The organism is Methylorubrum rhodesianum, from assembly GCF_014199985.1.
Classification (GTDB): Bacteria; Pseudomonadota; Alphaproteobacteria; order Rhizobiales; family Beijerinckiaceae; genus Methylobacterium; species Methylobacterium rhodesianum.
The window spans coordinates 191,892-218,420 of sequence record NZ_JACHOS010000002.1 but is presented as its reverse complement, the minus strand read 5'-3'; the positions used below and the strand labels follow the sequence as shown (position 1 = coordinate 218,420).

General features: G+C 69.2%; 22 protein-coding genes. 15 read left to right on the top strand and 7 right to left on the bottom strand.

The genetic code is table 11. The features are described from left to right. The first annotated feature begins 247 nt into the window (after positions 1-247). Genes HNR01_RS03495 through HNR01_RS03485 form a run of 3 tightly spaced genes read left to right on the top strand, consistent with a single transcriptional unit; the run spans position 248 to position 4,027 of the window. The gene (locus HNR01_RS03495) at positions 248-745 is read left to right on the top strand and encodes a (2Fe-2S)-binding protein (RefSeq protein ID WP_183666650.1); all 498 of its coding nucleotides are present in this window, start codon (positions 248-250) and stop codon (positions 743-745) included. Continuing rightward, complete coding sequence (locus tag HNR01_RS03490) at positions 742-1,791, top strand: FAD binding domain-containing protein (protein ID WP_183666648.1); 1,050 nt, start codon at positions 742-744, stop codon at positions 1,789-1,791. Before HNR01_RS03495 ends, HNR01_RS03490 begins: the two co-directional genes overlap by 4 nt. Further along, complete coding sequence (locus tag HNR01_RS03485; RefSeq protein WP_183666646.1) at positions 1,784-4,027, top strand: xanthine dehydrogenase family protein molybdopterin-binding subunit; 2,244 nt, start codon at positions 1,784-1,786, stop codon at positions 4,025-4,027. The genes HNR01_RS03490 and HNR01_RS03485 overlap by 8 nt, the downstream gene beginning before the upstream one ends. 62 nt (positions 4,028-4,089) lie before the next feature. Here the strand turns inward: HNR01_RS03485 and HNR01_RS03480 are convergent, their stop codons facing one another. Both HNR01_RS03480 and HNR01_RS03475 read right to left on the bottom strand, forming a co-directional pair. Further along, positions 4,090-4,641: a CinA family protein gene (locus HNR01_RS03480; RefSeq protein WP_183666644.1), complete on the bottom strand. Its 552-nt coding sequence runs from the start codon at positions 4,639-4,641 to the stop codon at positions 4,090-4,092. Beyond that, a complete protein-coding gene (locus tag HNR01_RS03475; RefSeq protein ID WP_183666642.1) occupies positions 4,638-5,963 on the bottom strand; it encodes a bifunctional 2-C-methyl-D-erythritol 4-phosphate cytidylyltransferase/2-C-methyl-D-erythritol 2,4-cyclodiphosphate synthase in 1,326 nt (441 codons plus the stop codon). Before HNR01_RS03475 ends, HNR01_RS03480 begins: the two co-directional genes overlap by 4 nt. A 128-nt stretch (positions 5,964-6,091) precedes the next feature. Here HNR01_RS03475 and dusB point away from each other — a divergent pair, with 128 nt between their 5' ends. The 8 genes from dusB to hflX all read left to right on the top strand — a co-directional run bounded on the left by dusB (position 6,092) and on the right by hflX (position 17,525). Continuing rightward, positions 6,092-7,120, top strand: coding sequence for a tRNA dihydrouridine synthase DusB (gene dusB / locus HNR01_RS03470; RefSeq protein ID WP_183666640.1), 1,029 nt, complete (start codon positions 6,092-6,094; stop codon positions 7,118-7,120). Beyond that, positions 7,120-8,253, top strand: coding sequence for a two-component system sensor histidine kinase NtrB (locus HNR01_RS03465; RefSeq protein WP_017486080.1), 1,134 nt, complete (start codon positions 7,120-7,122; stop codon positions 8,251-8,253). The genes dusB and HNR01_RS03465 overlap by 1 nt, the downstream gene beginning before the upstream one ends. Positions 8,254-8,263: 10 nt before the next feature. Then, positions 8,264-9,736, top strand: a complete 1,473-nt coding sequence (gene ntrC / locus HNR01_RS03460; protein ID WP_153873688.1) for a nitrogen regulation protein NR(I) — start codon at positions 8,264-8,266, stop codon at positions 9,734-9,736. A gap of 271 nt (positions 9,737-10,007) precedes the next feature. Then, positions 10,008-11,645: a DEAD/DEAH box helicase gene (locus HNR01_RS03455; RefSeq protein ID WP_183666638.1), complete on the top strand. Its 1,638-nt coding sequence runs from the start codon at positions 10,008-10,010 to the stop codon at positions 11,643-11,645. A gap of 62 nt (positions 11,646-11,707) precedes the next feature. Further along, positions 11,708-14,107, top strand: coding sequence for a sensor histidine kinase (locus HNR01_RS03450; RefSeq protein WP_183666636.1), 2,400 nt, complete (start codon positions 11,708-11,710; stop codon positions 14,105-14,107). Next, positions 14,104-15,474, top strand: a complete 1,371-nt coding sequence (ntrX, locus tag HNR01_RS03445) for a nitrogen assimilation response regulator NtrX (RefSeq protein ID WP_108940693.1) — start codon at positions 14,104-14,106, stop codon at positions 15,472-15,474. The genes HNR01_RS03450 and ntrX overlap by 4 nt, the downstream gene beginning before the upstream one ends. A gap of 227 nt (positions 15,475-15,701) precedes the next feature. Then, the gene (hfq, locus tag HNR01_RS03440) at positions 15,702-15,956 is read left to right on the top strand and encodes an RNA chaperone Hfq (RefSeq protein ID WP_003600267.1); all 255 of its coding nucleotides are present in this window, start codon (positions 15,702-15,704) and stop codon (positions 15,954-15,956) included. Between the two features lie 153 nt (positions 15,957-16,109). Continuing rightward, positions 16,110-17,525, top strand: a complete 1,416-nt coding sequence (gene hflX / locus HNR01_RS03435) for a GTPase HflX (RefSeq protein WP_017486085.1) — start codon at positions 16,110-16,112, stop codon at positions 17,523-17,525. 136 nt (positions 17,526-17,661) lie between these two features. Here the strand turns inward: hflX and HNR01_RS03430 are convergent, their stop codons facing one another. From HNR01_RS03430 to HNR01_RS03410, 5 genes are all read right to left on the bottom strand, one after another. Further along, positions 17,662-19,230, bottom strand: coding sequence for a SulP family inorganic anion transporter (locus tag HNR01_RS03430; protein WP_153873692.1), 1,569 nt, complete (start codon positions 19,228-19,230; stop codon positions 17,662-17,664). Between the two features lie 10 nt (positions 19,231-19,240). Beyond that, complete coding sequence (locus HNR01_RS03425; RefSeq protein WP_017486087.1) at positions 19,241-19,948, bottom strand: carbonic anhydrase; 708 nt, start codon at positions 19,946-19,948, stop codon at positions 19,241-19,243. A 297-nt stretch (positions 19,949-20,245) separates the two neighbouring features. Continuing rightward, on the bottom strand, positions 20,246-20,557 hold the full coding sequence (locus HNR01_RS03420) for a hypothetical protein (RefSeq protein WP_017486088.1): 312 nt from the start codon (positions 20,555-20,557) through the stop codon (positions 20,246-20,248). 829 nt (positions 20,558-21,386) lie between these two features. Continuing rightward, complete coding sequence (copM, locus tag HNR01_RS03415) at positions 21,387-21,782, bottom strand: CopM family metallochaperone (RefSeq protein WP_026105765.1); 396 nt, start codon at positions 21,780-21,782, stop codon at positions 21,387-21,389. Positions 21,783-21,813: 31 nt separating this feature from the next. Further along, the gene (locus HNR01_RS03410; protein WP_183666634.1) at positions 21,814-22,209 is read right to left on the bottom strand and encodes a hypothetical protein; all 396 of its coding nucleotides are present in this window, start codon (positions 22,207-22,209) and stop codon (positions 21,814-21,816) included. 1,086 nt (positions 22,210-23,295) lie between these two features. Here HNR01_RS03410 and HNR01_RS03405 point away from each other — a divergent pair. The 4 genes from HNR01_RS03405 to HNR01_RS03390 all read left to right on the top strand — a co-directional run bounded on the left by HNR01_RS03405 (position 23,296) and on the right by HNR01_RS03390 (position 26,498). After that, on the top strand, positions 23,296-23,778 hold the full coding sequence (locus tag HNR01_RS03405) for a Ros/MucR family transcriptional regulator (RefSeq protein ID WP_026105767.1): 483 nt from the start codon (positions 23,296-23,298) through the stop codon (positions 23,776-23,778). A 139-nt stretch (positions 23,779-23,917) separates the two neighbouring features. Next, positions 23,918-24,415, top strand: a complete 498-nt coding sequence (locus HNR01_RS03400; RefSeq protein WP_017486092.1) for a chemotaxis protein CheW — start codon at positions 23,918-23,920, stop codon at positions 24,413-24,415. 11 nt (positions 24,416-24,426) lie between these two features. Continuing rightward, positions 24,427-25,920, top strand: a complete 1,494-nt coding sequence (locus tag HNR01_RS03395) for a CheR family methyltransferase (protein WP_183666632.1) — start codon at positions 24,427-24,429, stop codon at positions 25,918-25,920. Further along, positions 25,917-26,498 carry a chemotaxis protein CheW gene (locus HNR01_RS03390; protein ID WP_183666630.1) on the top strand — a complete coding sequence of 194 codons (582 nt, stop codon included), beginning with the start codon at positions 25,917-25,919 and terminating at the stop codon, positions 26,496-26,498. Before HNR01_RS03395 ends, HNR01_RS03390 begins: the two co-directional genes overlap by 4 nt. Positions 26,499-26,529 lie beyond the last annotated feature (31 nt).

The window sequence follows — 26,529 nt, the reverse complement described above, 5'->3', positions numbered from 1 at the left end:
CGACGCCGCCCCGATTCGCAATCTCCCACGCGCCGGAGCCTTTCGCCGCCGCGAGATCTTATAACGCGGCCGTCTCACAGCGCTCACCCTCGTCAATGACAGTGCCTGCATCGCGAATGCGCAAGAAGAAGCGCAATCGTGCGAGAAATTGCGGCACTTGGTTTCGCTTTGCCGCACTGGTCGGGAGAAACGGCCGGGCTAATTGAAAAGCTTCCAGACAGGACGCGGGCCCGGGAGCCGTTTCCGCATGACTTTTCGTCTGACGCTGACCGTCAACGGTGAGCCTCGCGCGATCGAACTCGACGATCCGCGCGTCACCCTCCTCGATCTCCTGCGCGAACGGCTCGGTCTCACCGGGTCGAAGAAGGGCTGCGACCGGGGCCAGTGCGGCGCCTGCACGGTCCTCGTGGCGGGGCGCCGGGTCAATTCCTGCCTCGCCCTCGCCGTCAGCCTCGACGGCGCCGACATTCTGACCATCGAAGGACTCGCCCGGGGCGATGCGCTCCACCCGGTTCAATCCGCCTTCATCGAGCATGACGGCTTCCAGTGCGGCTTCTGCACGCCGGGCCAAATCATGAGTGCCGTCGGATTGATCCGCGAGGGACAGGCCGGCGACGATCCCGAACGGATTCGGGAGGGGATGAGCGGTAATCTCTGCCGGTGCGGGGCCTATATCGGCATCACGCAAGCCGTCCTCGACGCGCAGGCGCGCATGGCAGGCGCGACGCAGGGAGACGCCGCGTGAATCGCTTCGACTATGTCCGCGCCGGCAGCGTCGCCGAAGCCGTCGCGGCGGCCGCCGAGCCGGGCGCGGTCTATCTTGCCGCCGGCACCAACCTGCTCGACCTGATGAAGGGCAGCATCGCGCGTCCCGGACGATTGGTGGACGTCACGCATCTGCCGGGCCTCGACCGGATCGACCACCTTCCGGGCGGCGGAGTCCGCATCGGCGCGTTGGTCCGCAACAGCGATCTCGCCTACGACCCGGATTTTGCCAAGTCGCACCCGGCCGTCGCCGAAGCGCTGCTGTCCGGAGCATCGGCGCAGTTGCGCAATGCTGCGACCGTCGCCGGCAACCTGCTGCAGCGAACCCGCTGCCCCTACTTCTACGACCCCGCCAGCGCCTGCAACAAGCGCGATCCGGGCGCCGGCTGCGACGCACGCGGCGGCGAGACCCGGCTCCACGCCGTGCTCGGCTGGAGCGAGCACTGTATCGCGACGCACCCTTCCGACTTTTGCGTGCCTCTCGTCTCACTCGACGCCGTTGTCGAGGTCGAGGGCACGTCAGGCGCCCGAGAGGTGCCACTCGACGCCCTTCACCGCCTGCCGGAGGACAGGCCTGATCGCGAAACGGTGCTGGAGCCGGGCGATCTCATCGTCGCCCTGCGCCTGCCTGCGGAGGCTGCGGGCTTCGCCGGTCATTCGCGCTACCTCAAGGTCCGCGACCGGACCTCCTACGCCTTCGCCGTGGTCTCGGCCTCGGCTTCGCTGCGGCTCGAGGGCGGGCGGATCGGCGAGGCGCGACTGGCACTGGGCGGCGTCGCCCTCAAACCCTGGCGCGCCCGCGCGGCCGAGGCAGCGCTGACCGGCGCGGAGCCGACCGAACGGAGTTTCGCGCGAGCGGCCGAGGCAGCCCTGGCCGAGGCCCGGCCCTCGGGCGACAATGCCTTTAAGATCGAACTGGCCCGGCGCCTGATCGTGCGGACCTTGACGCTTGCCGCCGACGGTACCCCGGAGCGCATGCCGGCGCTTCCGGCTTCCGCCTTCTCGGGAGACGCGCTCCATGCCTGACATCGCCTACGAGCAGGCCCGGCACGGGTCGAGCATCGGTCAGCCGCTCACCCGCCGCGACGGCCTCCTGAAGGTCACCGGAGCCGCGACCTACGCCGCCGACAACCGTCCGGAGGGACTGCTCCACGCGGTGCTGGCGGTGAGCCGCATCGCCCGCGGACGGGTGGTTGGGCTCGATGTGGCGGCGGCCAAGGCCCATCCGGGCGTGGTCGAGGTGATGACGGGCGCCAACGCCCCGAAACTCGCCCAAGATCCGGATGCGAAGGAGAACCCCTTCATGTTCCGGCTCGATCTCCTGCAGAACGACCGGGTCCGCTACGCGCACCAGCCGATCGCCGTGGTCATCGCCGAGACGCTGGAGGCCGCAACCGAGGGCGCCGAGCTGTTGGCCCCGCGCTACGAGGTGGATCCGCCGGGCATCGGTCTCGACACGGACGAGCCGCACGTGCCCGAGGGCGTCGGCGCGGGTGACAAGACGAGCGCATCGCGGGGCGATGTCGAGGCCGGGCTGGCACAGGCCGAGCGCCGGGTCGAGACGACCTACGAGACAGCGGCGCAATATCACAATGCACTCGAACCCCACGCCGTGGTGGCCCGGTGGGAGGGCGATCGGCTGATCGTCGATACCCCGAGTCAGGCGCTTGCCATGGCCAAGATGCGGCTCGCCGGCCTGTTCGGCCTCGATCCGAAGAACATCCTGGTCCGCTCGCCGTTCCTCGGCGGCGGTTTCGGCTCGAAAGGCTTCATGTCCGGACCGCAGGTTCTCGGCGTCATGGCGGCGAAGCTCGTCGGCCGGCCGGTGAAGCTGGTTCTGCGCCGAGAGCAGATGTTCGGCCCGGTCGGCCACCGCGGCGAGACCCGCCAGACGCTGCGGCTCGGGTCCGACGCCTCCGGAGCGCTGACCGCGCTCGACCATCACACGCTGACGACAACGAGCCGCTTCGACGATTTCTACGAGCCGTCCAGCGCCATCTCCCGCTACCTCTACGCCGCGCCCGCGGTCTCGACCCGCCATTCCGGTGTCAGGGTCGATACCGGCACACCGCTCTTCATGCGCGCGCCCGGCGAGGCCTCGGGCAGCGTGGCGCTGGAAGGCGCCATCGACGAGATGGCGGAGGCCTGCGGCCTCGACCCGCTCGAGTTCCGCCTCAGGAACTATGCCGAGGCGGAGCCGATCTCCGGCCGGCCCTTCTCTTCCAAGGCCCTGCGCGAGTGCTACGCGCAAGGCGCCGCGCGCTTCGGCTGGGACAAGCGCATCGCCGGAACCCGTTCGATGCGCGATCCGGCCGGGCGTCTCGTCGGTTTTGGTATGGGCACGGCCCTGTTCCCGGCTCTGATGATGCAGGCCGAAGCGTGGGCCGAGATCCGCGCCGACGGCACCGGCACCGTTGCCCTCGGCGCCCACGACATGGGGCAGGGCGCCTGGACCGCACTGGCGCAGATCGCCGCCGACGGGCTCGGGATCGACCTCGACCGGCTCGATTTCCAGAGCGGCACCTCGGACCTGCCGAATGCCGGCATTGCCGGCGGTTCGGCCCATACGGCCACCGCCGGTTCGGCGATCCATTCCGCCGCCGCCGCGGTGCTGGCGCAGCTGGCGGATCTCGCCACGCGCGACGAGCGCTCGCCCCTGTTCGGTGCCGGCAATGCCGGTGTCTACGCCCGCGGCGGCCGTCTGGTGCGCCGGGACGACGAGGGACGCAGCGAATCGTTCTCCGAGATCCTGAGCCGGGCCGGCAAGACCTCGGTCTCGGCGCAGGGGCAGGGCGCCGCCGATCCGGCCTCCCGCGAAGCCTACGCCATGCACGCTCACGGCGCGGTCTTCGCCGAGGTCAGCGTCGACCCCGATCTCGGCCAGATCCGCGTGACCCGCCTGGTCGGTGCCTTCGCGGCCGGCCGAGTGGTCAACCCGCGCCTCGTCACGAGCCAGTATTACGGCGGCATGATCTGGGGCGTGTCCTTCGCGCTCCACGAGAATGCCGTGGTCGACCCGCGTTCGGGCCGCGTGATGAACGCCAATCTCGGCGAGTACCACGTGCCCGTGAACGCCGACGTGCCGTCGATCGAGGCGATCCTCGTCGAGGAGCACGATCCGCACGTGAACCCGCTCGGGATCAAGGGCGTCGGCGAGATCGGGATCACCGGCACAGCCGGCGCCATCGCCAACGCGGTCTATCACGCGACGGGGGTGCGGGTCCGCAAGACACCGATCACGCTGGACCGGTTGTTGGGATAGGAGAAGGGCTCGACGCCACCGCCGTCATCGCGAGGCGGCACCGGAGCATTCCAGCACTCGCCTTATACGGCGGTGTCGCGCGGCTGGATTGCCTCGCCCTTCGGCTCGCAACGCAGCTGGAGACCGACTGCCTCCTCCAGCAGCGTCAGCGCCTGCGCCACCGAGAGCCGCCGGATCTCCGACCGCCCCAGATCGCCGAAGCGCCGCTCGAGATGCCGAGTCGCCGCGCCCTTCGCGGCAAGCCCGAAATGGACGAGGCCGACCGGCTTCGCGGCGCTGCCGCCCCCGGGCCCGGCGATCCCGGTAACCGAGACCGCGACGTCGGCTCGTGACGCCTCGAGCGCACCCTCCGCCATGGCGCGGGCCACCGGCTCGCTCACCGCACCGTGCGTCGCGATGAGGTCCATCGGCACGCCGATCGATTCGGCCTTCGCCTCATTGGAATAGGTGACGAAGCCGCGCTCCACCACAGCAGAGGAGCCGGGCACCGCCGTCAGCAGTGCGGCGACGAGACCGCCGGTGCAGGACTCGGCGGTCGCGAGTTTTCGTTCCGCCGCCGCGTAGGCCCGAATCAGCGCCTCGGCGCGGGCGAGCAGAGCGGCATCGGCGATCAAGAGCGCCGCTCGTTCGTTTCCGCCTCGGTCTCGATCTCGGCGCAGATCTCCGGCAGGCGCACCGTGGCGGCAGCCTGGGCAGCGAGGCCCTCGGCGCGGCCGACGAAGCCGAGCTTCTCCGTGGTCGTCGCCTTGATCGAGACGGAGGAGAGCGGCACGCCGGCCAGCTCGGCGATGCGCGCGCGGATCGCCTCGCGGTGCTGGCCGATCCGCGGCGCCTCCGCCAGAACGGTCACGTCGAGATGATCGATTTTGCCGCCGCGCGCCCGCACCAGATGGCAGGCATGGGCGAGGAACTGGTCGGAGGCCGCGCCGCGCCACGTCTCGTCGGAGGGCGGAAAGTGCGTGCCGATATCGCCGTCGGCGATGGCGCCGAGCAGCGCGTCGGTCAGCGCGTGCAGGGCCACGTCACCGTCGGAATGGGCGAGCACGCCGCGATCGGCGGGGATCTTCACGCCGCCGAGCCAGACATGGTCGCCCTCCGTGAAGGCGTGGACGTCGAAGCCGGTGCCGAGGCGAGTCACGTAGGTGGTCATGGCAGCATCAGATATCGCGGCCGCCGGTTCAGAGAAAGTCCGTCCGGAGAATGCCCGGTCCGCCTCGATCAGGTCTGCGGCCTGGGTGATCTTGCGATTTCGCGCGTCGCCCTCGAACACGACGACCGGCAGCCCGGCCCACTCGGCGAGTGCACCGTCATCCGTGAAGCCGTCGCGTCCCTCGGCCACCGCCCGGCGATGAGCGTCGAGGAGCAGGCCGAATCGGAAACTCTGCGGCGTCTGCACCGCCCTCAGCTTCTCGCGAGCCGGGGTCTCGTGGACCCTCCCGATCCCCGGCGCGATCTCCTCGACGAGCTTGATCGTGTCGGATACGGCGACGCCCGGCACCGACGCGCCGTGCTGGCTCCCCGCTGCAATCGCTCGGATGATCAACTCCTCGTCCACGAAGGGCCGCGCCGCGTCATGGACGAGCACCAAGTCCGGTGCGCCGCCGCGCGCGAGCCCTTCGAGACCCGCGGCCACCGATTGCTGGCGCGTGGCCCCACCGGGCACCGGCTCGGCCAGCTTCCGACGATCGGCCGGGTCGAGTTCGGCGATACATTCGCGATAGAAATCCGCCGCATCCGGCGCGATCACCGGCTGGATTCGGGCGATGCGGGCGGATCGCGCCAGCGCCGCCAGGGTCCGCGTCAGGACGGCCCGGCCACCGACGCGGCGGTACTGCTTCGGCAGATCACCGCCGACGCGCAGTCCCTTGCCGGCTGCCACGACGACGGCCGCCACCGTGTCGTCCCCGGGGCCACGCGGCGCGGCTTCGTCGGACATGCTGGGGCCTCGAATGGAAATCTTCTGGGGACGGATGCGGATCGCCGCGTCTCTATGCGTCAAGAAGCGCGAAGGCAAACGCAGCAAGCGCTTGCGTCCGGCCGCCATTTGGCTATTTCTTGTGCACAATGACACGTGACCATTATTTGAGCGCACTGCGCGGGGCGAACGATCCGGGGGCGGAAAGCCCGCCGGTCCTGCTGGCGCCTCTGTCAGGTGTGACCGACCTCCACATGCGCCGTCTCGCCCAGCGCCTCGGGGCCAGTGCGGTGGTGTCCGAGATGGTCGCGGCGGCGGAGCTTGCGAAGGGTGATGCCGAATCGCAGGTCCGGGCCGAGGGCGCGGGCGTGGACCCCCACGTGGTGCAGCTCGCCGGCTGCGCGCCCGAACCGATGGCCGAGGCGGCCCGCATCGCCGTGGCGAACGGGGCGGATGCCATCGACATCAACATGGGCTGTCCCGCCAAGACCGTGACCGGAGGCGAATCCGGCTCGGCGCTGATGCGCGACCTCGACCACGCGGCGCGCCTCCTCGCCGCGGTGCGGGACGCCGTCGATACCCCGGTCACCGTGAAGATGCGGCTAGGCTGGGATCATGCGAGCCTCAACGCCGCCGAGCTGGCGCGGCGCGCCGACGCGATCGGGCTCAACGGCGTGACGGTCCACGGCCGCACCCGCCAGCAATTCTACAAGGGCAGGGCCGATTGGTCGGCGATCCGGCCCGTGGTCGAGGCGGTCCGCATCCCCGTCATCGCCAACGGCGACGTCGCGAGCCTGGACGAGGCGCGTGCCTGCCTCGCGCAATCCGGTGCGGCGGGCGTCATGGTCGGGCGGGCGGCGGTCGGGCGTCCCTGGCTCGTCGGAGAGATCGCCGCCGGGCTTGCCGGCCGCGCCGCCGTACCACTCACGGCCGAGCAGCGCGCGATGGTCGCGGCGGAGCATTACGAGGGTCTGATCGCCCTCTACGGCCCGGCGATGGGCGTGCGCCACGCCCGCAAGCATCTCGCGGCCTACGCCGACGCGGCCGACGGGTTGAGCCCGGACGACCGCCGCCGCCTCGTCACCACCCACGATCCCGCGGAGGCCCTCAGCCTCCTGCGGCGCGCATTTCTCGAACCGGCCGGGCGGGCGACGACGCCCCTCGGCGAGGCGGCCTGATGCCCTTTTCCGACGAGCCCGCGCCCGGAATTTCTCCACCGGCCGAGGCGGTGCTGAACTCGTTGCCGCTGCCGGTGCTCACGATCGGGCCGGACGAGCGGATCCTGCGGGTCAATCACGCCGCGGAGCTGTTCTTCGACGCCTCTGCCCGGCTCATGCTGCGCGGGCGGCTGCGCGACATCATCCCCTTCTCCTCGCCCATCATCGCGCTCGTCGCCGAAGTGCGCCGCCGCCGCTCCAGCGTCTCGGAATACCGGGTCGAGTTGGTGCAGCCCCGCTCGGGGCAGGAGCGCAGCGTCGACGTCTTCGCGACACCGCTGCGCGACGAGGACGACTCGGTGGTGCTGATGCTCCAGGAGCGCACCATCGCCGACAAGATGAACCGGCAACTGACCCATCGCGGTGCCGCGCGCTCGATGATCGCGCTGGGGGCCATGCTCGCCCACGAGATCAAGAACCCGCTCGCCGGCATCCGTGGCGCGGCGCAACTGCTCGAACAGGAGCGCGATGACGAAGATCGCCTTCTCACCCGCCTGATCTGCGACGAGTCGGACCGGATCGTGCGCATCGTCGAGCGGATGGAGCTGTTCGGCGACGAGCGGCCGGTGGAGCGCGGACCCGTCAACGTGCACGGCGTGCTCGATCAGGTGAAGCGCTCGGCGCAGTCGGGCTTTGCCCGTCACATCCGCTTCATCGAGAACTACGACCCGTCGCTGCCGCCCGTTCTCGGCAACCGGGACCAGCTGATTCAGGTGATTCTCAACCTCGTGAAGAACGCCGCCGAGGCGATCGGCACGGACACCGTCGAGGGCGAGATCACCCTCTCCACCGCCTTCCGCACGGGCCTGCGCCTGCAGATCCCGGGCTCCCGCGAACGGGTCAGCCTGCCCATCGAGGTCGCGGTGCGCGACAACGGGCCGGGCATTCCGCCCGACATGCTGTCCGACCTGTTTGATCCCTTCGTCACCACCAAGGCGCAGGGTTCCGGCCTCGGACTTGCATTGGTGGCCAAGATCGTCGGCGACCATGGGGGCATCGTCGAATGCGATCCCGTTCCCCGCCGCACTGCCTTCCGGATCCTGCTGCCCATGTCGAGCGCCCGCGACGGGCGTGAATCGGCTGCGGAGCGCTGAGTCGAGAGCCATGCCCAACGGCCACATCATCGTCGCGGACGACGACGCCGCTATCCGCACCGTGCTGAACCAGGCCCTGTCGAGGGCCGGCTACGAGGTGCGCACCACCTCGAATTGCTCGACGCTCTGGCGCTGGGTCGCCCAGGGCGAGGGCGATCTCGTCATCACCGACGTGGTGATGCCCGACGAGAACGTGTTCGACCTGCTGCCGCGCATCAAGCGGGTGCGGCCGGAGTTGCCGATCATCGTCATGAGCGCGCAGAACACTTTCATGACCGCGATCCGCGCCTCGGAGCGCGGCGCCTACGAGTACCTGCCCAAACCCTTCGACCTGAAGGAGCTGACGGCGATCGTCGGCCGCGCGCTCTCCCGTCCCCGCGGCGCGCCCGCACCCGGCGCCGGGCCGGAGAACGAGGACATTCCCCTCGTCGGCCGCTCGCCGGCGATGCAGGAGATCTACCGTGCCCTCGCCCGGCTGATGCCGACGGACCTCACCGTGATGATCACGGGCGAATCCGGGACCGGCAAGGAGCTTGTCGCCCGCGCGCTGCACGATTACGGCCGCCGCCGCACCGGGCCGTTCGTGCCCGTCAACATGGCGGCGATTCCGCGCGACCTGATCGAATCGGAGCTGTTCGGCCACGAGAAGGGCGCCTTCACCGGCGCGCTCTCCCGCTCCGCCGGCCGTTTCGAGCAAGCGGAGGGCGGGACGCTCTTCCTCGACGAGATCGGCGACATGCCGATGGAGGCGCAGACCCGGCTGCTGCGCGTGCTTCAGCAGGGCGAGTACACCACGGTCGGCGGCCGCGTGCCGATCAAGACCAATGTCCGCATCATCGCCGCGACCAACAAGGATCTGCGCGTCTCGATTCAGCAGGGCATCTTCCGGGAGGACCTGTTCTTCCGCCTGAACGTGGTCCCGCTGCGCCTGCCGGCCCTGCGCGAGCGCTCGGAGGACGTGCCGGATCTGATCCGCCACTTCTTCGTGCTGGTCGAGCGCGAGGGCCTGACGCGAAAAACCCTCGATGCCGACGCGATGGAGCGACTCAAGCGCTACCGCTGGCCCGGCAACGTGCGCGAGCTGGAAAATCTCGTCCGGCGGCTGGCCGCACTCTATCCGCAGGAGACGATCACGGGTCCGGTCATCGAGGCGGAGCTCGACACCCTGCCGCTCGCCCAGCCCGCCGCCGGCAGCAATGGGAGCGGCGGCGCCCGCAAGAACGGCGCGTCCGACAGCGAGACGTTGTCCGGGGCGGTCGAACGCCACCTCGCCGACTACTTCTCCGGCTACCGCGACACGCTTCCCCCACCCGGCCTCTACCACCGCATCCTGCGTGAGATCGAAGGGCCGCTGATCGGCGCCGCGCTCGCCGCCACCCGCGGCAACCAGATCCGCGCGGCGGAGCTGCTGGGGGTCAACCGCAACACCCTGCGCAAGAAGGTGCGGGATCTCGACCTGCAGGTGTTTCGCACTTCGCGGTGACGCGTGCGCTTCGGTGGATCGGTGAACCACCATCGTCCTTCCGGGGCCGCGCAGCGGAACCCGGAATCCACCCGTGATGCGCGGTTGCCGCTCACCGTCGCGGCCTGTCATGGCTTCCGGGTTCGCTGATCAGCGCCCCGGAATGACGAGCGCTGAGATGGTTCGCTCCGCTGCGGCATCTCGGGCGCACAGCGCATCAGGCTGAATTCGAAAACAACACCCCCGCATTCCCCCTCTGTTCTCCACGGCCGCGCTTCGCTAAAGGCGCGCCATGCTGCGCCTTCGCGAGTACCAGCGCGCCGCCCTCGACGCGCTCGACCGGCATTGGGACCAGGGCGGTGGCCCCGGCCTCGTCGTGCTGCCGACCGGCGCGGGCAAGGCGCTCGTCATCGCCGCCCTGATCCGTGAATGGCTCGAGCGGGTGCCGGGGGCGCGGATCTGCGTCCTCACCCATGTCCGCGAACTCGTGGTGCAGAACCACGGCGAGTTGCTGGCCTACTGGCCGGAGGCGCCTGCCGGCATCTTCTCCGCCGGCGTCGGACGGCGCGAGGCGGATGCGCAGGTCGTCTTCTGCTCGATTCAGTCGGTGCGCGACCGCGCCGATCTGTTCGGCGCCATCGACTTCATCGTCATCGATGAGGCCCATCTCGTACCGCGCGCGAGCGAGACCGGCTACGGCCGTTTCCTCGCCGCGGCACGGGCCGGCAACCCGGATCTCAAAGTCGCGGGCTTCACAGCGACGCCCTACCGCCTCGATTCCGGACGCCTCGACGAGGGCGACGGCCGGGTGTTCGAGCGGATCGTCCACGAATCGCTCGTCGGCGACCTGATCCATCAAGGATATCTCGCGCCCCTCGTCTGCAAGGCGACGGCGCTCAGCCTCGACGTGTCGGGCGTGCCGAAGCGCGGCGGCGATTACATCCCTTCGGCGCTGGAGGCGGCGGTGAACCGCGAGTGGATCACCCGCGCGGCGGTCGAGGAAATGGTCGGCTATGGCCGCGAGCGGCGGGCTTGGCTCGCCTTCTGTGCCGGCCTGTCCCACGCCGTCTCCGTGCGCGACGCGATCCGCGCAGAGGGACTCACGTGCGAAGCTGTGACCGGCGAGATGGGCAAGCGCGAGCGCGACCGCATCGTGCGGGATTTTCGTGCCGGCCGGATCCGCTGCCTCGTCTCGGTCGGCGTGCTCTCGACCGGTTTCAACGTGCCGGAGGTCGATCTCATCGCGCTGCTGCGCCCGACCCAATCGGCCGGGCTCTACGTGCAGCAGGTCGGCCGGGCTCTTCGCCGGGCGCCCGGCAAGGCGGACGCGATCGTGCTCGACTATGCCGGGCTGGTGCGGATGCATGGCCCTGTCGACGCGGTGACCGCCCGCAGCGTCGCCCTCGGCCCTGCCGCACACGGCGTCGTGCGGGCCAAGCCCTGTCCCGGCTGCGGCGCGCTGATCGCGCTGAATGCCAGCACCTGCGAATCCTGCTGGGTCGAGCCGGAGGCGGAGGACGAGGAGGCGCCGCACGCCGCGAGCGCCGAGGATGCCCTGCCAATCCTGTCGGACACGATCGCGCCCTGGCGCGAGGTGACCGGCTGGCGTCTCGATCGCGGTCCCGGCGGCTACGGCCCGGACCGGCTCCAAGTCGCCTTGCGCTGGCGTGGTGGCGGCTGCCGGGTCGAGGTCTGCCTGGAACACTCGGGACATGCCCGCGAGAAGGCGGTGCTGTGGTGGCGTGCCTTCGGCGGCGCCGAGCCGGTGCCGATGTCGGTCAACGCCGCCCTGGAACGGGCAGACGAACTGGAGCGGCCGGACAGCCTGAAGATCGATGCCGCCGGCCGGCTTTCGGAAAGCGTCACGGTGCGCTTCGCCGATGGGCGGCGGTTCCGCGACCTTCGCCGGTGGGGCAGTCTCGCTGCGTGATCGGACGCAAGCGCGGCTGATTCGTATTAATTTCGCCACACTGTTGTGGCCCCGCATCAGCGATGCCGCTGCTGTCGCGACGTTCTCAAGAAGCGCCGTCCGATGCACCGTCCGTGGAGGACGGCGCGGAGGCGGCCGCGCGCCGCTTCGACTCTCCGCCGCGGGGGCCCGGCTGGATCGGGGCGGCGGTGGTGCTCACGGCGCTGATCTCGGCGTCCGTCACCTTCCTCATTCTGGCGGGCATCATCCAGATCACGCGGACGCCGACCACGGGCGTCGCGCTTCTCTCGGTCAACGCGATTCTGGTTCTCGCCCTCGTGGTGGTGATCGCCTGGGAGGCGCGGGTCTTCCTGCATGCCCGGCGCACTCACGCCTCGGTCGCGCGGCTCCACACCCGCATCGTCGGTCTGTTCAGCCTGATCGCGATCCTGCCGACGATCCTGCTCGCCATCGTCGCCTCGGTCACGATCGATGTCGGCCTGTCGCTGGGCTTCACGGACCGCGTCCGCGACGTGGTGCTGAAATCCGTGCAGGTGGCGGATGCGTACCAGGAGAACCACTGCCAGTCGCTTGCCCGTGAAATTCGCATCTTCGCCGACGACCTGACCCGCGCGCGGCCGAATTTCGACGTCAACCGCGAGTGGTTTGAGAACTTCATGACGACACGGGCCCAGGCGCTCGGGCTGCCGATCGTCAAGATCATGCGCGGGCCCAACGAGGTGGTGGCGCGCGCCAATATCGACGTGCTCAAGCAGACGCGGCTGCCCTCGGCGGCCGCCTTCGAGGATGCGGCGAAGTCGAGCGATCCGATCTGTCTGCTGCCGAACGAGGGCCGGGTCTTCGCGGCGCTGATGCGGATGCCGGCCTACGACAACGCCGTGCTGCTGGTGCAGCGCGAGGTCAGCCAGCTCGCCATCGACTTTCCCGGTGTCGCCCGCGCGGCGGCGGCCGAGTACCTCACCTACGACGAGCTGCGCCGCTACGTGCAGATCGCCTTCGCCTCGGTCTTCATCCTGATCGCGCTGATCACCCTGCTCTCGGCGGTGTGGTTCGGGCTGAACTTCGCCAACCGCTTCGTCGCCCCGATCCGCCGGCTCATCAACGCCGCCGACGAGGTCGCCGCCGGCAATTTCTACGCCCGGGTTCCGGCCCGGAAATCCGACGGCGACCTCGCCCATCTCGGCGAGAGCTTCAACACGATGACGCAGGAACTGCGCCGTCAGCACGACGGGCTGCGGGCCGCCAACGACCTGATCGACCGCCGCCGCCGCTTCACCGAGGCGGTGCTTTCGGGCGTGTCGCCGGGCGTGCTCGGTGTCGATGCCGACGGCGTCATCACCATCGCCAATCCGGGCGCGGAACGGACGCTCGGCCTGTCGGCGAGGGAACTGGTCGGCAAGCCCCTGACGGACGTCGTGCCGGAGATCGCCGCGCTGTTCCCCGAGGCGGAGGGACGGCAACGCGCGCTGCAGCAGCAGATCCAGCTCGTGCGCGGCGGGCGGGAGCGCACGATCGCTGTCCGCGTCACCAGCGAGCAGGCGCAGGGTGAGGCGCGGGGTTACGTGGTGACGCTCGACGACATCACCGATCTCGTCGCCGCGCAACGGACCTCCGCCTGGGCGGATGTCGCCCGCCGAATCGCCCACGAGATCAAGAATCCGCTCACGCCGATCCAGCTCTCGGCCGAGCGCATCCGGCGCAAGTACGGAAAAGTGATTACCGCCGACAAGGAGGTGTTCGAGCAGTGCACCGCGACGATCGTGCGGCAGGTCGATGAGATCAAGCGGATGGTGGACGAGTTCTCGTCCTTCGCTCGGATGCCAAAACCCGCCATCACGCAGCAGGATCTGGCCGAGATCGCCCGCCAGAACCTGTTCATGCTGCGCATGGCGCATCCCGATCTGGACTTCCCGTTCGACACCGTCGGCGCCGACGCGCAGGGCCGCGTGGTGGCCGCCTTCGACGTGAGGCTGTTCTCCCAGGCGCTCACCAACATCCTCAAGAACGCCGTCGAGGCGGTCCAGGCGGTGCCCGAGGACGTGCTGACCGCCGAGGGCGGCAAGGGCCGGGTGGCGCTGAAGCTGATCGTCGAGGACGCCTTCGTGGTGATCGAAGTCACCGACAACGGAAAAGGCTTTCCGGCAGAGGGGCGCCAGCGCCTGCTCGAACCCTATATGACGACCCGCGAGGGCGGGACCGGCCTCGGACTCGCGATCGTCTCCAAGGTGCTCGAGGAGCACGGAGGAGGGATCGAGCTGAACGACAACCCGGAGGGGCGCGGCGGACAGGTCCGCATGCGGCTGCCGCGGGAGGTCGGTCGGCAGGACGGACAGAATATCGAGCCCGGCGCGGGAGGGGAGCGGACTCGCTCCGCGGCGCCGGACGCGCGTGACGGGACAACGATGGACAAGAACACGGAGGGCGCCATGGAAGCGCGACGCGTCGCGGAGATGCAGCCATGAGCGCCGACATCCTGATCGTCGACGACGAGGCCGACATCCGCGATCTCGTCGCGGGCATCCTGGACGACGAGGGGCACCGAACCCGCACGGCCGCCGGCTCCGACGAGGCGCTGGCGGCGATCGAATCGCGCCGGCCCCACCTCGTCTTCCTCGATATCTGGCTCCAGGGCTCGCGTCTCGACGGGCTGCAAGTGCTCGACCTGATCAAGGCGGGCCATCCGGACCTGCCGGTGGTCATGATCTCGGGCCACGGCAACATCGAGACCGCGGTGGCGGCGATCAAATCCGGCGCCTACGACTTCATCGAGAAGCCGTTCAAGGCCGACCGCCTGATCCTCGTGGCCGAGCGGGCGCTCGAAGCCTCGCGCCTCAAGCGCGAGGTGCGCGACCTCAAGGTGCGCTCCGGGCAAGCGAGCCGCATCGTCGGCGCGTCCGTGGCGGTCAACCAGCTGCGCCAGACCATCGAGCGCGTGGCGCCGACCAATGCCCGCGTGATGATCTCGGGTGCGCCCGGCGCCGGCAAGGAACTCTCGGCGCGAACCCTGCACGCCGCCTCCTCGCGGGCGAGCGGGCCCTTCGTTGTCATCAACGCGGCGACGATCACGCCGGAGACGATGGAAGCCGAGCTGTTCGGCGTCGAGGGCGGCGAGGGCCGGGTGCGGCGCGTCGGCGCCCTGGAGGAGGCCCATGGCGGCTCCCTCTACATCGACGAAGTCGCCGACATGCCCAAGGAGACGCAGAGCCGGATCCTGCGCGTCCTCGTCGATCAGAACTTCCAGCGCGTCGGCGGCACGGCGCGGGTGCACGTGGATGTGCGCATCATCTCATCGTCCTCCCGTGACCTGACGGAGGAGATCGCCGCCGGGCGCTTCCGCGAGGATCTGTTCCACCGCCTCTCGGTGGTGCCGATCCGGATCCCGTCGCTCGCCGAGCGGCGCGAGGACGTGCCGGAACTGATCTCCTTCTTCATGGAGCAGATCTCGGCGGCCACCGGTCTCCCGCGGCGGCGCATCGCCGAGGACGCCATGGCGGTGCTGCAATCGCACGATTGGCCCGGCAACGTGCGACAGCTGCGCAACAACGTCGAGCGGCTGATGATCCTGACCCAGAGCGATCCGGAGCAGGAGGTGACTTCCGAGATGCTGCCGACGGAGATCGGAGCGCTCGTGCCGACGACGCCGACGGGTGCGGGCGGCGAGAAGCTGATGAGCCTCGCCCTGCGCGAAGCGCGTGAGATTTTCGAGCGTGAATATCTCATCGCGCAGATCGCGCGCTTTTCCGGCAACATCTCCCGCACCGCGGAATTCATCGGGATGGAGCGCTCGGCTCTGCACCGGAAGCTGAAGTCCCTCGGCATCGGACCTTGATGTACGCCGCCGCCGGTTCGAATGCGAGGATCGGCGGCGGGCACGGTTGCAAGGGGTGGATATTGACGCTTTGCCCCGCCGGGTACCTCTTGCATCGCGGCAAGCTTCGCCCTGTAATGGAAATGCCCGGCAGAGCGATCCCGGCACGTGAGAGTCGCCGGACCGCGACTCGAGGCACGGGGTCCTGCTGATCCGCGGTTGCGGTCTCGAAACAAGGATAACAAGAAATGGCGGGCGAGCGCGCTCAGAACCTCCAGGATACGTTCCTGAACCATGTCCGCAAGAACAAGATCCCGCTGACGATCTTCCTCGTCAATGGCGTCAAGCTTCAAGGTGTCGTGACCTGGTTCGACAACTTCTGCGTCCTGCTCCGGCGGGATGGGCACTCGCAGCTGGTCTACAAGCACGCGATCTCGACGATCATGCCCGGACACCCGGTGCAGCTGTTCGAGCCGGACGAGACAGCCCCCGAGAAGGCCTGACCACGCACATCACCGCACCCGGCGCGCCCGCGCCGGGCCTGCCCCCTTTGCGGACTCCGTGATCTTCCCGACGATTTCCGTCATTTGCGGAAGTCGGCGGATGTAAAATGGCGTCATCGTTCCGACATGAGGAAACGATGACACGGAGACGCCATGACTGAACTCCTTCCGCCCGGCGAAGCCCGCCTGCAGGCGAAGGCCGCCCCCGAGGGCGAGATCGCCGCCGCGACCCGCACGCTGGTGCTCGGCCCCTATCTCACCCGTGCCGCTCAGCGCTCCGCGCCCGGACAGATCGAAACCGCGCGCTCGGACGAGGCTCGCCTCGACGAGGCGGTGGGATTGGCGGCCGCCATCGACCTCGACGTCGCCCGGGCGATCTCCGTGCATATCCAGCGCCCGCGGCCCTCGACCTATCTCGGCAAGGGCCGGGTGGAGGAGGTGGCCGGGCTCATCAAGGCGGAGGAGATCGGGCTCGTGGTGATGGATTGCGCCCTGTCGCCGGTGCAGCAGCGCAATCTCGAGAAGGCCTGGGGCGCCAAGGTCATCGACCGGACCGGCCTGATCCTCGAGATCTTCGGCCGCCGCGCCTCGACCCGTGAGGGCACACTCCAGGTTGAGCACGCCCATCTCGCCTACCAGAAGTCCCGTCTCGTGCGCTCCTGGACCCACCTCGAGCGGCAGCGCGGCGGCTTCGGCTTCCTCGGCGGCCCCGGCGAGACGCAGATCGAAGCCGACCGGCGGATGATCCAGGAGCGGATGACCCGGATCGAGCGCGACCTCGACGCGGTGACCCGCACCCGCGGCCTGCACCGCAAGAGCCGCGCGCGGGTGCCGTATCCGATCGTGGCGCTCGTCGGTTACACCAATGCGGGCAAGTCGACCCTGTTCAACGCCCTGACGAAGGCCGAGGTGCGGGCGCAGGACATGCTGTTCGCGACCCTCGATCCCACGGCCCGGGCGACCAAGCTGCCTCACGGAGAGACCGTGATCCTGTCGGATACGGTCGGATTCATCTCCGACCTTCCGACCTCGCTGATCGCCGCCTTCCGCGCGACGCTCGAGGACGTGATCGAGGCCGACATCCTGCTCCACGTGCGCGACGTCTCGCACGGCGACACCCAGGCCCAGGCCGAGGATGTCGAAGGGGTGCTGCGCGAACTCGGGATCGAGCCGGACGCCGAGCGGATCATCGAGGTCTGGAACAAGTCCGACCTTCTGGACGAGGGCGAGCGCACGCGGCTGGTCAATCTCAGCGCCGCCCATCGCGGCGCCGGAGCCGCACCGATCCTGGTCTCGGCCCTGACCGGGGAGGGGCTGACGGCCCTGACCGAGCGGATCGAGGCGCAGGTGGCGCGGGCGCGCTCGACCTTTGCCGTCACGCTTCCGCCCGAGGATGGGGCCGCCCTCCACTGGCTCTACGAGAATGCCGAAGTGCTCGACCGGCAGGCCGAGACCGGCGGCGCGATCGCGCTGACGATCCGCATCGCCCCGGAGAAGGAGCCGCGCTTCCTCAACCGGTTCGAGGCGGCCCAGCGCATTGGCGGCCCGCAGAACGTGACGGCGGCGTAGGGCTTCACCTCCGCCGCCCTGTTCCGAAACTCCGCCGATCGGCGCCGAGACGCGACGTGGGTGGGATCGAACGACGAAGAAGGGCCGGCGCCGCAGATTGCGGCACCGGCCCTTCTCACATCCGCCCGCTTCGGACTCAGTCTTTCGGGGCGGCGTGCGCGACCATGGCGAGACTGTGGTTCAGGCCGCTCGCACCGCCGCCGACGACCTCGACGCGGGCCCCCGTCTTCGCCCGCCGGGCCGCCCATTCCCGGATCATCTCCAGGCAGGTGTGGTCGACGTGGCGCAGACCATCCGCGGCGAGGCGGACCGGGGTGCCTTCCGGCGTACGCTCCAGCGCCTCGTTGAGATGCGGCAGCTGAAGGAAGGTCGCCGAGCCCGAGAGGCGGAGTTCCGGCACCGCCTGGACCGCGCCGCCCCTCACCGTCTGCGCCGCGCCGCCCTCGATCTTGAGCGGGCCGCGCAGGTAGTGCGGGATCACCTGGAGCAGGCTGAGCCCGAGGCCCGTGAGCACGCCGGTCAGGAGGTCGGTGGCGACGACCATCACCAGGGTCGCGAGCCAGATCGCGGCGGTGGGCAGGCCGTAGCGCTCATGCAGGTGGAAGGCGTGGGCGGGGCTCACGAGACGCCAGCCCGTTACCACGAGGATGCCGGCGAGGGAGGCGGTCGGCACGATCTTCAGCACCATCGGCAGGATCAGCAGGAAGGCGAGGATCCAGCTGCCGTGCAGGATGGTCGAGGCTCGGGAGGCCGCACCCGCCTGAACGTTGGCGGAGGAACGGACGATCACACCGGTCATCGGCAGGCCACCGGCGAGGCCGCAGAGGATGTTGCCGATGCCCTGCGCTCCGAGCTCGCGGTTGTACTGCGTCCGCGGTCCGTCATGCATCCGGTCCACCGCCGCCGCCGAGAGCAGGCTTTCCGCGCTGGCGATCACCGCGAGGGTCACGGCCATCAGGATCATCGCCGGCTCGGCCAGCCGGCTCCAATCGCCCGCACCCGGCAGGGTGACGGCCGAGAGGATGTTCTCCGGCACCTCGACACGCTTGACGTCCATGCTGCCGACGACGGCGACGAGGGTCCCCGCCAGAACGCCCATCAGGGCGCCCGGAAGCAGCTTCAGCTTGGCCGGCCGGATCTTCTCCCAGCCCAGCATCGCCACGATCGTCGCGAGACCGACGATGACGGCGCCGGGTCGGTTGCCCTCGGGGCTGGAGACGAAGTTGAAGAACGCGGCCGGGATCGCGATGAGATTGTCGAGTCCGTTGGCTTTGGGCAGCGCGTCCGTGAGCACGTGAAGCTGCGCCAGCACGATCAGGATACCGATGCCGGCGAGCATGCCGTGCACGACAGCCGGCGAGATCGCCCGGAACCAGCCGCCGATCCGCAGCGCCCCGGCCAGAAGCTGGATGGCGCCGGCGGCGACGAGGACGGGTCCGAGGGCATCGATGCCGTGCTCGCGGACGAACTCGAAGACGATGACCGCGAGGCCGGCGGCAGGACCGCTGACCTGAAGCGGCGAGCCGGCGAGAAAGCCGACCACGATACCGCCGATGACGCCGGTGATGAGGCCGCGCTCGGCCGGCACACCGGAGGCCATGGCGATGCCCATGCACAGGGGCATCGCCACGAGGAACACGACGAAGGAGGCCGGAAGGTCGCGGCCGAGGGTCGACGGCATCAGCCGGGCGAGGGACGCACGCATGGCGGGTGTCCTACTCGGCCGCGACAGCGTGGAGGCCGGCGAATTCCGGCGTGGCGATCCGGGCGGCCGGGGCCTGAGCCACCGGCACATCCGTGGCTTCGTCGATCGGAACGAAGCAGCCGCGGTCGCCGCAATAGGCCAGGACCTGCCCGCTCTCGATCTCGAAGAACCAGCCGTGCAGGCGAAGCCCGCCGCGGGCGAGCGCCGCCGCCACGCTCGGATGCGTGCGCAGATTGTTGATCTGGACCACGACGTTCTCGAGTGCGAGAGCGCGATGACGCTCCTTCGGGTCCATGCCCTCGGGATAGGCCTCGCACACGATCCGGTTGGCCGCGTGGCTGTGGCGCAGCCAAGCCGCGACGTTGGGCATGTTGCCCAGGGCCTCGGGGTTCATGAGGCCCTTCATCGCCCCGCAATCGGAATGGCCGCAGATCACGATATCGCGCACGCCGAGCGCCACGACCGCATATTCGATGGCCGACGACACGCCGCCATTCTGCTGCGAGAAGGGCGGCACGATGTTGCCGGCGTTCCGGCACACGAAGAGATCGCCCGGGCCGGATTGCGTGATGTGCTCGGGCGAGACACGGGAATCGGCGCAGGCGATGATGAGGGCCTGCGGCTGCTGACCGTCGCGCACCAGCTGCTGATACATCTGCTGCTGGCCGGGGAAGATCGTACCCCGGAAGTTGGAGAGACCTTGAATGATGCCGTCCACGGCAAACCTCGCTGTCCGTCACCACGCGTGAGCAGCCGCGTTGGGACGCTTGAGTGCTGGCTGGATGACAGGCGGGGCTCCGCCTGCCGGGTCGCGAAGGTCGAGCAGACGGGATGCCGCTCAAGCGGCGCCGCCGTCAGGCACAAGGCCGCCCTCGCCGTGGCAGGAACTGCGACGACGGGAGAGCCGGTACGATGCTGTTCGGAGTGTCCGGTCGGCCCGGGCGGGCGACCGGACCGGGTGTTGCGGAAGAGCGTGGCCTTCCGCGCGGCGCGAGGGACGCCGCGGGCTGAGACCCTAGCGGGCGCGCCGCTGCGCGGTGCCGGCGGCCCAGTGCGGTTCGACCGCACCCCGGCGCACCGCCGAGCGGGCGACGCCGCCCTTGGCACCTGCATTCTCGCTGAGCATCGGCGCGCCGAGGATCTGACCGGTACCCATCCGCTGCGAGTGCAACGAGCGGGGGTCGTGATAGGGGTCGTCCACGTAGCTGCTCATGAAGCCGCCGCCGGCCTGCTGGCGGCTGCCGCTTCCTCCGTCCTGTGCCTGAGCTGTGATCGGCAACGCAATGGCCATCGCCGTCAGCATACCGACAGTCATCATGCGCTTCATTTCATATTCCTCTCTTAATCCCTGAAAACCGAAGTTTTTTTCTTCTTATCTGACCGCATTAGGAGAGTAATTCCGGGAATTATATTTTGGAAGTGCGTTTTATCACCGAGTTATTCTGAAAAATTAATCCCGAGCATCTGCCATCTTGGTGCGTACCGACACGCCGCGTCACTCAGAAAGCTTTCAGCCGAGGATGAAATTCGAAGTTGATCGCTCAGGATTAAATCCGCTCACGGATCGGTCCTGCCGCTACGGCGAACTCCGATCGAAGCGGAAGCCGCAGCGGCTCGCCCACGCAGCGCCTGAGCTGAGCTCCACCCCGTCATCCGACGGGATCGGCCGGACTCAATCGGCGACGCGATCACCTCGGCGGCCGCCCTGCGGCCGCAGAATAAGGACGACGCACGGCTCGGCGCGCGCCCGGATGAAAGCGGAATGATCAGGAAGTGTGGGAGCAGACGACGGACCCGCTCTCACCGACATCGTCGGAGGGCCGGTCGGGCGATTCCCGCATCGATCGTCGATGACGTGCGACGGACGATGCGTCTTCCGTCGGGTCCGCCGCAGGTTGAGCGAACCGAAAGGTCCATCACGAAATTTCAGCCGCGCCGCAACCGGGAAAGCCGAAACGGTGGCGGAGCGGGCGCTTCGCGAGGCCGTCGGCGGCCGCATTCGGCCCGGTGGCACCCGGCCTCTCGTGGCCGAAGCTTCGCCGCACTTCCCTTCGCCGGATCAGCATTCAGCTCGTTGGATAAGATGACGAAGCCGCGACGCGGCGAGCGACGGCCGTGCCTGCGAGGTCGGCCACCGTCGTCGCGTCGCGCCGGCCTCAGCGGCCCTTCGCGTCCTGTCTGCGCTTCAGGAACGCTTCCATCTGCGCGATCTCGGTGTCCTGTGCCTTGACGATGTCCTCGGCCAGCTTGCGGATCTCGGGGTCCTTCGAATGTTCGAGGGCGATCCTGGCCATCTCGATCGCACCGCGGTGGTGCGGGATCATTCCGCGCACGAAGTCGACATCGACGTCGTTGGTGTAGCGGATGTCCATCTCGCGATGCATGCGGGCGTCGGCATCGCGAAACGCCCGCGTCGCCGGGCTGTCGCTCGTGTCGGCTTTCGCTGCCGGCTGGCCATGCTCGTGGTGGTGATGCCCGTCGCCGGCCAGGACCGGACCGGCCAGGGGACCGACGAGGAGGCCGACGAGGAGGGCGGCGCGAGTGGCTTTCATCATCGGGAGGTTCCTTGAATCGAACAGGACATCAGTCGAAGCGGGCACTGGCGGCGGCCCCACCGGGCGCTGAGATGCGGACCGCGCCGCTCGGCCGCTCGCCGAGCGCCGTCTCGGCCTTGCCGGTCAGCCGACCGCCTTCGGGGTTGAGGAGGATGCGCGTGGCCTTGCCGCCGGATTTGAGAATTGCGACCGCCGAGAAGCCATCGACCGGGAGGGGTTTGCCGTTGCCGTCGCTCAGATAGACCGAGACGGTTTCAGCCTGTGTGACGAGCTCGGCGTGCCACGCTCCAGCGCCCTCGACGCGGCCGCCATTGGGACCGGGTGGATGGTCGTGATCGTGAGGGTTGCTGCCGGAATGCTGGGCGCTCGCCGGCGTGGCGAGCAGGGCGAAAGCTAGGACAGCGCAATGCAAGACACGGTTCAACGGTAATCTCCCCTATAAGCAGTAGAGAGTGGCGGAATTGCTCTTACGGGCGGTCTCGGCCCTCAAGGCCGTGATCGAGACATCGATCCAGCCGGTCTCATCCGGCAGGCAGACTGCTCCAGACCGATGGGCGGCACAGGCGAGAGGCGACGCCTTCGCTTCGACACGGAGCGAACGGAATGGCCGATCGAGCGCCTGAGGGCAGGCGACGACGTCGCCGGGCCGTAGGGCTGCCGAAGGCCGCGAGGTCAGGCGCGGCGTCGGGGAGGTCTGGCCTGCCTGTCGGGGACGATGCCCGACAGCGGCGGTCCGTCACCGGCGCGCGCAGGCTCTCGCGACGCCATCGGCGCCAACCCCGCAATCGGCGAAGGCGCGAGTGCAGATGCACAGCACGACGATGCATGTCCGCAGACGCCGCCCGCCGAACAATCCGGGCAGGCACAAGCGTTCGACACAGCCTCGCTCACCGCACTCGCGCCAATGAGGACGATCGAAACCGAGCTCGAGGAGCGTGTGTTCGCACCGAGGCCTGTGAAGAGATCGATGTCGACCGTCGTCCCGGCGGGTGCAGCCTGCGCCTGGGCTGCGGCCCGGTGGCCGCCATGCGCCTGAGCGCCGCACGGCATCAGCGACGCGGCGATCATCACGATCACCGCCGCCAGCCAGAGCGTTATGGGACGGACGTCCTTCATCGGCGCCGACAGGTAGCACGGCATTAGGGGCGCAGACAGGGATAAACGGTGCCGCAGCCGGAACCACTTTCGCGGCCCTGTAGCCGGGCTTCCGAACCGCGAGCGGTGGCGGCTGAGAAATCCAAGGTCTGTTCGTAGCTTAGATCTCACTCGGGCGGAGACCCCGTTTCCCGGCCCACGCGATCCGGCCGGAAAAAGGTTTAGCTCAGATACACCTCTGGCCCGCTCGAGCTTGTCCTCGACTTAACCTTCTACGCTTCGCCGGCAATGATGGACTTGAGTGCTCTCCGCTCAATACCCACAAGCCTGACGTAGTTTTTTTAATTCTTCTCTTGCATCGTTGCGCATCACGTATGATCTTGGCGCTCGGGGGCCCTCGGAACGGACAGGTAGAATGACAGAAGAAAACCAAAAATCGTTCAATGACTTCGTAGAGCTAGCGAGCGATATCGTCTCGTCGTACGTGTCGAACAACTCAGTGCCCGCCTCCGAGCTTCCGGGCCTGATTATCAACGTTCACGCCGCGCTGACCGGCCTGAGCAGTCCCGAGGCCGCCGCCGCTCCCGCCGAGGAAGTGATCGAGAAGCCGTCCTCCGCGCAGATTCGCAAGTCCGTCACCCCGGACGCGATCATCAGCTTCATCGACGGAAAGCCCTACAAGACGCTCAAGCGCCATCTCGGCACTCACGGCCTCGACCCGTATTCGTATCGCCAGCGCTACGGCCTGCCGAACGACTATCCGATGGTCGCCCCGAACTACGCCGCGCAGCGCTCCGCCCTGGCGAAATCGATCGGCCTCGGCCGGCCCGGCGGCCGGATCGAGGAAGAGGCCCCCGCGCCCGAGCCGAAATCCCGTTCGCGCCAAAAGGTCGCCTGATCCGACGCTCGCCGCCGCACCGGCCGGCCGAATCGGTCGGTCGTGAAACCTTTGCCTTCGGCGAGCGTCAATCGCATGATCGAGACGACGGGCGGATCCTCCATCCGCTCAAGGCGGCGAGCCGCCCCGAGGACATGCGATGGCGGGTTTGCCCACCCTTCTTCTGGATATTGCCGGAACGATCTGCGCGCTGCCGCGCGGCGAGATTCGTGAGATCCTCCCGTTGCCGCGCCTGCACGCGCCGCCGGCCGCGGGCGGACCGCTCGCCGGTTTCCTGAACCTGGCCGGTGAGCCGCTGCCCGTCGTCGATCTCGCGGCGCTGTTCGAACTCCGCGCCGCGGCCGGCGACGATCCGTACCGGCATGTCCTGCTGGCACGGCAGGGCGCTGTCGCCTTCCTCGTCGATCGGGCGCTCGATCTCGTCCAGGTCGACATGGACGCGCTGCGGCCGGTCGAGGCCGCCCGCAGCCTGAACGGCTGCGTCGTCGGCGAGTTCGCCTGGGCGGACCGGCTCGTGCATCTCCTCTCGCTCGACCGGATCCTCACCCTCGAAGAGCGTACCCGGCTCGATGCGCTGACCCGGCAGGCGACGACGCGGCTCGCCCGGTTCGAGCCCGATGAGGCGCGTCCCGTCTGAGGCCCCCCGTCGTGACGGTCCCCATGGAACGGGCGCGGCGCGCTGCGGGCGCGCCCGACGACCCGGTCTTTCCCACTCTCAAAGCACGGGTCATCGCCCGTACTGGGCACAATTACTACGAAGACAAGGATGATCTGCTCTACGACCGGCTGCGCAAATGCATGCGTGTGCGCGGCCTGTCCGACTGCGCCGCCTATCTCAACCTGCTCGAAGGCGCCGCCGGCCGGGAGGAATGGGCCGCGCTCGAGGCCGAGATCACCATCGGCGAGACCTTCTTCTTCCGCTACGCGGAACAGTTCACGGCGCTGCGCGGGACGATCCTGCCGGAGCTGATCGAGGCGCGCCGCGAGACGCGGCGGCTGCGGATCTGGAGCGCCGGATGCTCGACGGGGGCGGAGCCCTACTCCATCGCCATCCTCATCCACGAACTGCTCGGCGAGGCGCTCGCCGACTGGACCGTGACGATCCTCGGTACCGATCTCAGCGCGGCGGCGCTCGCCACCGCTCGCGAAGCGGAATTCGGACCTTGGGCCCTGCGCACCCTGGATACGGAGGAGCGCGCCCGCTGGTTCCGCCGCACGCCCGCCCGGCCGGGGCTGCCGCATGGCGGCTACGCCCTCCGGCCGGCCTTCCGCCGCATGGTGCGCTTCGAGCGGCAGAACCTGCTGAGCCTGATCGACGGGAGTGATCGGGCGCCCGCGAGCTTCGATCTCATCCTCTGCCGCAACGTCCTGATCTATTTCAGTGCCGATCACGTCAACCGCATCGTGCGGGCCCTGGGTGAGCGACTCAACCCGCAGGGCTGGCTTCTGATCGGCCATGCCGAGCCCAACCCCACCTTCTCACAATGGCTGCAGCCCGTCGCCTTGCCGGGAACGGTCGCCTATCGCCCGAGCGATACGCCGACGATCGAGCCGCCGCCGGTTCTCATACCCGCGATCCCCGATGCCGCACCGATCCCGCTCGCTCCGCCGGCGGAACCGATCTCGGATGAGCCTCTGGAACAATGGCTCGCGGCGATGCCGGATCCTCGGCCGGCCGCCCCGCCGGAGCCGGTCCCGTTCCCGGCCGCACCCGCGACGGATCATCCGCTCTCGCCGGGCGATCTCCTGGCCGAGATCCGCGTGCTGGCCGATGCCGGCGAGACGGCGCGGGCATGGCGCCGGCTGCACGAGGAGATCGACGGCTACGCCACCGATCCGGCCCTGCGCTACTACGAGGGTCTGCTCGCGCTCGATCTCGGGCGGGAGCGGGAGGCCGAACGGGCTCTTCGGGGGGCGCTGTTCCTCGACCGCGGCTTCATCATGGCGCATTTTCAGCTCGGGCTGCTGCTCTCCCGCGGCGGACGACGCGGCGAGGCCGCCCGCGCCCTCGACAACGCGCTCCGCCTCGCGCAAGGACTGCCACCCGAGACGATCCTGCCGGAGGGAGACGGAGTGAGCGCCGCACGCTTGGCCGAGAGCGCACGCCGCGTCCTGGCCGGTATCACGGTCAGCGACGCATGAAGATCGGTTTGACCGCCGGAGCCGACCCGAAGGCGCGTCACGCCGCGCTGCTCGACGCGCGCGCCGCCGCGCTGGCCGCGCGCGGGGCGGAGCGCGAGGAAGCGGTCGAGACCGTGGCCTACCTCGTGTGTGCCTGCGGGGCGGAGCGTTACGGTCTGCCGCTCGCGGCGGTCGCGGGCGTCACGCCCGAGCCGACCTGCACCGGCCTGCCCGGTGCGCCGCCCGCGCTCAAGGGTATCACGGCCGTCGCGGGCGCGATCGTCAGCGTGCTCGACCTTGCAGCCTGTCTCGGACTCGACCGTGCCGGAAAAGACGACGTGGGGCAGGACGGGGGCCATGTCGTGCGCCTCCGCGCGCAGGAGCCGCCGATCGCCCTCGCGGTCGACCGCGTGCTCGGCATTGCCCGGATCGACGTGGCGCTGACGCGACCGGCCAACCAACCTGCCAACCAACCGGAAGGTCTGGGACGCGGCCCGCTTTCGGGCTATGCACCGCCCGGCTCGGACAGGACGGGCGACATCCACGAGGGATTCTCCCTCGTCGATCTGCCGGCCCTGCTCGCCCACTTCTCGACCTGACCTTCCGGGTCTCGAATTCTCCCCGCACCGC